The sequence below is a fragment of the Pseudomonas sp. Colony2 genome, assembly GCF_019382755.1.
In the GTDB taxonomy this organism is placed as follows: Bacteria; Pseudomonadota; Gammaproteobacteria; order Pseudomonadales; family Pseudomonadaceae; genus Aquipseudomonas.
This window is the reverse complement of record NZ_CP080030.1, coordinates 4,394,410-4,400,296: the sequence shown is the minus strand read 5'-3', so window position 1 is coordinate 4,400,296 and position 5,887 is coordinate 4,394,410. Positions and strand designations below refer to the sequence as shown.

The 5,887-nt window shown below is 63.3% G+C and carries 7 protein-coding genes; all 7 read left to right on the top strand.

What is annotated here, in order from left to right; translation table 11 throughout:
* Positions 1-122: 122 nt before the first annotated feature.
* Positions 123-926, top strand: a complete 804-nt coding sequence (locus JV201_RS17415) for an AraC family transcriptional regulator (RefSeq protein ID WP_003211578.1) — start codon at positions 123-125, stop codon at positions 924-926.
* 133 nt (positions 927-1,059) lie between these two features.
* Positions 1,060-1,878 (top strand): ABC transporter ATP-binding protein, encoded by an 819-nt coding sequence (locus tag JV201_RS17410; RefSeq protein ID WP_003211576.1) that lies wholly within the window; start codon positions 1,060-1,062, stop codon positions 1,876-1,878.
* Complete coding sequence (locus JV201_RS17405) at positions 1,875-2,639, top strand: ABC transporter permease (protein WP_219405793.1); 765 nt, start codon at positions 1,875-1,877, stop codon at positions 2,637-2,639. The genes JV201_RS17410 and JV201_RS17405 overlap by 4 nt, the downstream gene beginning before the upstream one ends.
* Positions 2,640-2,664: 25 nt before the next feature.
* Entirely contained in the window at positions 2,665-3,705 is a 1,041-nt protein-coding gene (locus tag JV201_RS17400; RefSeq protein WP_008435866.1) for an ABC transporter substrate-binding protein, read from the top strand.
* A complete protein-coding gene (locus JV201_RS17395) occupies positions 3,702-4,586 on the top strand; it encodes a PhzF family phenazine biosynthesis protein (protein ID WP_003211571.1) in 885 nt (294 codons plus the stop codon). Before JV201_RS17400 ends, JV201_RS17395 begins: the two co-directional genes overlap by 4 nt.
* Positions 4,583-5,038, top strand: coding sequence for a RidA family protein (locus tag JV201_RS17390; RefSeq protein WP_102604868.1), 456 nt, complete (start codon positions 4,583-4,585; stop codon positions 5,036-5,038). The genes JV201_RS17395 and JV201_RS17390 overlap by 4 nt, the downstream gene beginning before the upstream one ends.
* 232 nt (positions 5,039-5,270) lie before the next feature.
* The coding region (locus tag JV201_RS17385) for a hypothetical protein (protein WP_023658938.1) at positions 5,271-5,887 on the top strand (617 nt) is incomplete at its 3' end.

Sequence of the window (5,887 nt, the reverse complement as noted above, 5' to 3'; positions counted from 1 at the left end):
GGGCGCGCTTCGCACTGGAGCGCCAGCCCGGTCCAGCGGGAGCAAGCTCCCTCGCCACGATGCTTCGCTGGCACCAAACATGCTAGTGTCAGCACTCCAACATCCACTGGCAGTGCCTGGCGATGCGCGACATCTACAGCGTCTTCAACTCCAACGGCGCCTATGAAACCGGGGCCCATGCCCACGACGAATTCATGCTGATGGTGCCCGAGCACGGCCTGTTGCGTTTCAAGGATGAGGAAAGCGGGCGCACCACCTCGGTGATCGACCGCCAGTTCGTACTGGTGCCGCCGCAATCCAGCCATTCCTCCTCGTCACTCACCGCCAGCCAGGGCCACGTGGCGTTCTACGTCGACCCCGACTACATGCACTACGCCTTGCGTGACCTGTCCGGTGACGCCAACCGCTTGCTGCGCGTGCCCACCCTGGGCATCTGGCAAACCTCCGCGCCGTTGCACCATCTGCTCCTGGCAAAAAAAGCCTTCAGCCAACCCGACCTGTACATCGACCGCCGCCGCCAGGTGGCCCAGGCCGATCACCTGCTGCTGCTCGAATGCCTGGCGATTTCCCTCAGCCAGCCGAGTCTGCAACGCTCATCTACCGAGCGCCACGGCGCCATGCTGGTGCGTGACGTCAAGGCGTACGTGGAAGGCAACCTCGAACATGCGCCGGGGCTGGATGAAATCGCCGAGACGTTTCACATGTCGCGCCGCCATCTGACCCGGCTGTTCGCGCTGCACACCGGCGAGACGGTGCTGGCGTACGTCCAGCGCCTGCGCCTGGAGCGCGCGCAGACGTTGTTGCGGCACACCCGCATGTCGGTGCTGGAGATCGCCAATAACGTCGGCTATGAGTCACCGTCACACCTGGCCCATGTGTTTCGCCGGGTGCTGGGCGTGTCGCCGGATGAGTGGCGCCGCGGCTGATACCGCCTCAACGTTTTTGATGTCCCGATCCCGCGCATGATCCGGCCCGATCCCGTGCGCCGAAAATCCGTCATCCGTTCATCCTCACCCCGTCAACAACAAACAAGTCCGGCCTACCGGACGAGGAGGGGCGGTGAGTGCAAAACCCTTTATCAGCTTCGCAGGGGTGCAAAAAAGCTTCAAAGTCGAGGGCCGCCAGTTTGTGGCCGTGCGCAACGTATCGCTTGAAGTTCAGCGGGGCGAAATCATCACCCTGGTCGGCCCTTCGGGGTGCGGCAAGTCCACCTTGCTCAACATGACCGCCGGGCTCTTCGGCCCCACGGAGGGCCAGGTGCATTACGACGGCGCCGAGGTCAAGGGCGTCAACACCCGTGTCGGCTACATGACCCAGGCCGACCACTTGCTGCCGTGGCGCACCGTGGCCGGCAACATCGCCGTGCCGCTGCAAATCCGCCGCATGCCCAAGGCCCGGATCGACAGTCGCGTCGAGGAGCTGATGGCGCTGGTGGGCCTCACCGGTTTTGGCGAAAGCTACCCCAACCAGCTTTCCGGCGGCATGCGCAAACGCGCGGCCATGGCGCGCTTGATGGCCAGCGACCCGGAAACCCTGCTGATGGACGAACCCTTCGGCGCCCTTGATGCGCAGATGCGCCTGACCCTGCAGACCGAACTCTTGCGCCTGTGCCGCAAGCTCAACAAGACCGTGCTGTTCGTCACCCACGATGTCGATGAAGCCATCGCGCTGGCGGACCGCTGCGTGGTGTTCGCCGGTCGCCCGGGCACCATCGACCATGTGCTCGATATTCCCTTGGGCGGTGAACGCAACCTGGTGCAATTGCGCTCCGACCCACGCTACGTGGAACTCTGCGCCGCCCTCTGGAAACGCTTGGCGCCCGACGTCGCCGGTGCTGCCGATCCCGCCTCATTGGCTCACTCGCTGGAGGTCGTATGATCCAGGTCTATCGCTCGCTGTTCCTGATTTTCCTGCTGGTGTTCTGGGAGTGTGTGTCCCGCTGGTTCGGCGTGGAATTTTTCATCAGCCGGCCTTCGGCGGTGGCGCAAAGCCTGTGGAAAATCCTCATGAACGGGGTGTTCTTCTATCACGCCGGCATCACCACCCTGGAAGCCGTGCTGGGCTTCTTCTTCGGCTCCCTCGCAGGCTTGATCGCCGGTTTGGTGCTGGGCCGCGCCAAGCTGCTGGCGGATATTCTCGACCCGTTCCTGACCGCCTTCTACAGCTTGCCGAAAGTCGCGCTGGCGCCACTGTTCATCCTCTGGTTCGGCATCGGCTTGCCGATGAAAGTCATCCTGACCGCGGCCGTGGTGTTCTTCCTGGTGTTCCTCAACACCTACAGCGGCGTGCGCAACGTGTCCCGCGAGCAACTGACCATCCTGCGCCTGATGGGCGCCAAGGAGCGCGACCTGTTGACCATGGTGGTCATCCCGTCCGCTTTCACCTGGGTATTCACCGGCCTGCGCCTGTCGGTGCCCTATGCGCTGATCGGCGCGCTGGTGGGCGAGATCATCGCCGCCAACCGGGGCCTGGGCTACCTGCTCTCAGATGCAGCCTCGCAGTTCGATACCGCCGGTGTATTTGCCGCACTGGTGGGCATCATCGCCCTCGCGCTGATCCTGAACACGGCGGTGAAGCTGGCCGAACGCAAGTTGATGCCGTGGAAGGCCAACGAAGCGGAACGTGAAGTTGCGGTTTAACCCCTTATTTTTGCGGAGCTTGATCATGTTCAAACCACTGTTCATCGCCAGCGTTTTACTCGCCTCATGCCTGCCCGCCGCGCAGGCCCGGGACCTGACCAAAGTCACCCTGGCGTTCCCCAGCGAAGGCTTCCTCTATGTGCCGATCTACGTCGCGCAGAAGCAAGGCTACTTCGCCGATGAAGGCCTGAATGTGGACGTCATCGTATTCCAGAAAGGTGGCTCGGCAGCACTCACCGCCGTGCTGGGGCGTGATGCGGATGCGTACGTCGGCCTGCCCGCCGTCGCGGTGCGCGCCCGCACCAAAGGCCAGAATGTCCAGGCGTTCGCCGCCGTGCAAACCCAGTTCGGCAGCACCGTGGTGATCGACGGTGCCTCGGCGCAAAAGGCCGGCGTGTCGGCCACCTCATCCCTGGCCGCCCGTGCCCAGGCCCTCAAGGGCTTGAAGATCGGCGTCACCGGCCCTGGCAGCACCACCGACATGCTGGTGCGCTACCTGGCCAAGGATGCGGGGCTCAACCCGGACAAAGACTTCACCATCATGCCCATCGGCGGCGCGCCAAACATGCTCGCGGCGTTTTCCCAGGGCAGCATCAACGGCTTCTCGCTGTCGCCACCCACCATCACCACCGCCGAGAAGCAAGGCGGCTTTGTGTTGATGGACCTGGCCAAGGGCGAATACAAACCCCTGGACGGCTTCCTCTTCACTGCGATGATTGCCCGTGAAGACTGGCTGGCCAGCAACAAGGTCACGGCCGAAAAAATGGTCCGCGCCCTGTGGCGTGCCGAACACCTGATTGCCAGCGACCCGGACAAGGCTCGCGAGTCGGTGCGCCCGTATTTCGCCAACACCGACGCCGCCATCTTCAATGCTGCCTGGACCGCTTCGCTACCGTCCTACCCGGCCACGCCGCGCATCGAGAAAGACGGCGTTGAGAAAAACATCCGCTTCATGAACGCTGTGGAGAGCGACCCGGTCGAACTCGACCCGCAGCAGGTCTACACCAACTCCATCGTCGACGCCGTGGCGCCGACTGTTTCCACCCTTCAGGGAGAGGCGAAATGACGCCCGAGGTTCACCTGGTCAATGTTTTTCCCGCCACCGCCCGTGGCGGCAACCCCGCGCCAACCGTGGCCGTCGCCGATGGCATGAGCGATGCCGACATGCAGCAAGTCGCCCGCGACTATGGCCATGAGTGCGGCTTCGTGTTCGCCGCACCGGTTGGCAGCGAGTTCGATTTTGCCTTGCGCTTCTGGGTGCCCAACCACGAGATGGAAATGTGCGGCCACGCCACCGTGGGAGCGGTGTGGCTGCTGGATCGGTTGGGCATGCTGCACAAGGACCGCCTGACGTTATCGACCCTGAGCGGTCCGGTGGATGCGCGGATCACCGCTGCGGGCACCCCGGATATCCAGGTGGAAATCAGCCAGCCCAAGGGCCAGGTCGAGGCGTTGAACGATGCCGAAGTCGAGGCCGAGATTCTGTCGGTGCTCGGCATCACTTCCAACGAACTGGCACCGCTGCCGATCCAGAACGCTTGCACCAGCCGGGTGAAAACCCTGATCGCGCTGAAAAGCGTGGCGGTACTGGATAGCCTGAAACCGGATTACCGGCGGATGCAGCAACTGTGCGAGCGCATCGGCTCCACCGGCTTGTACCCCTATGCGCCATCGGATCTGGACGGGCGACAGTTTGATGCGCGGCAGTTTCCCAAGTCCTCGGGTTACCCGGAAGACGCCGCCACCGGCATCGCGGCTGCCGCGTTGGCGTTTGGCTTGTTGGAGAATGGCCTGGTGACGGCAGATGATCGCCCGGTGCACATCCGCCAGGGCCGGGCCATGGGCCGACCTTCGCAAATCTCCCTGCGGTTTCGCCGGGATGCAGCGGGGCAGGTGCAAGGTTGCTGGCTGGGTGGGCATGTGGAATTTGTCGAGGAACCGGCATGAGCGTGCGCGAAAAACTGCAAGCCCTCGGGCTGGAGTTACCCGAAGCGCCGAGCCCCAAGGGGGACTACGTGCCGGTGACGATTCATGGAGGCGTGGCGTATGTCAGCGGGCAGGTTTGTCGGCAGGGTGACAGCGTGATTACCGGGCCAGTGACGGACCAGACCTCTACGGAGTTGGTCAACGAAGCAGGGCAGACCTGTGTGCTGCGGGCCTTGAGCGTGCTGGACCAGGCGGTAGGGCTGGAGAACGTCGAGCGCATCCTGTTCGTTCGCGGGTTTGTGTTTGGCGGGGAAGGTTTCCAGGGCTTCTCCAAGGTGGTCGACGGCGCCTCGCAACTGTTGATTGAGCTGTTTGGCGAGCACGGCCGGCATGCGCGTTCGGCGGTGGGCGTGGCGGGATTACCCAGCAACGGCCTGCTGGAACTGGAACTGACGGCGGTCGTCACTGCCTGAGCCACCCACCAAAATGTGGCGAGGGAGCTTGCTCCCGCTGGGCTGCGCAGCCGCCCCAAAACCGATGATCACAGTGCCTCAGGCATACCGCGTCAACCGGTCCGGGAGCGCTTCGCGCTCCAGCGGGAGCAAGCTCCCTCGCCACAGGATTCGTGTTGCTTTCACCTCTGCAGGAACCCCGGCGAACGAGTAAACTGCCCGCCTTTTATTCTCACGACGAGACGGTGAGCTTTTGAACGCAGGAAAAACCGCAGGGCTGTTGCTGCTCACCGCCTTATTGGCGGGATGCGGCACCTCGCCACCCCGCACCCCCAACGACATCTGCGGCATCTTCCGCGAAAAAGACGATTGGTACGACGCCGCCAAGGTGACCCAGGCGCGCTGGGGCGTGCCGATCCAGGTGCCGTTCGCGATCATGTATCAGGAATCGGGCTTCCGGCAGGACGCCAAGACACCACGCAAGTACCTGCTGTGGATCATCCCCTGGGGTCGTGTGTCTACGGCCTCCGGCTACGCCCAGGCCAAGGACGAAGTGTGGAGCGACTACCAGAAAAGCACCGGACGCTACGGCGCCAGCCGGCAGGACTTTGACGACGCCATCGACTTTGTCGGCTGGTACATGGACAAGACCTACACCATTAACGGCGTATACAAATACGATGCCTACGGCCAGTACCTGAATTACCACGAAGGCTGGGGCGGTTACCGGCAGCGTACCTACGCGAGCAAAGCCTGGCTGATGCCGGTGGCGGGGAAGGTGCAGGCGCGTTCGCAGATGTATGCGGCGCAATATGCGGGCTGCAAGAATGATCTGGGGCGTGGGTTCTGGAGCCGGTTCTGGCATTGGCT

Coding starts and splice junctions, on each gene's coding strand:
- JV201_RS17395 (WP_003211571.1), top strand. CDS start 3,702: ATGACGCCCGAGGTTCACCTGGTCAATGTTTTTCCCGCCACCGCCCGT.
- JV201_RS17400 (WP_008435866.1), top strand. CDS start 2,665: ATGTTCAAACCACTGTTCATCGCCAGCGTTTTACTCGCCTCATGCCTG.
- JV201_RS17390 (WP_102604868.1), top strand. CDS start 4,583: ATGAGCGTGCGCGAAAAACTGCAAGCCCTCGGGCTGGAGTTACCCGAA.
- JV201_RS17415 (WP_003211578.1), top strand. CDS start 123: ATGCGCGACATCTACAGCGTCTTCAACTCCAACGGCGCCTATGAAACC.
- JV201_RS17405 (WP_219405793.1), top strand. CDS start 1,875: ATGATCCAGGTCTATCGCTCGCTGTTCCTGATTTTCCTGCTGGTGTTC.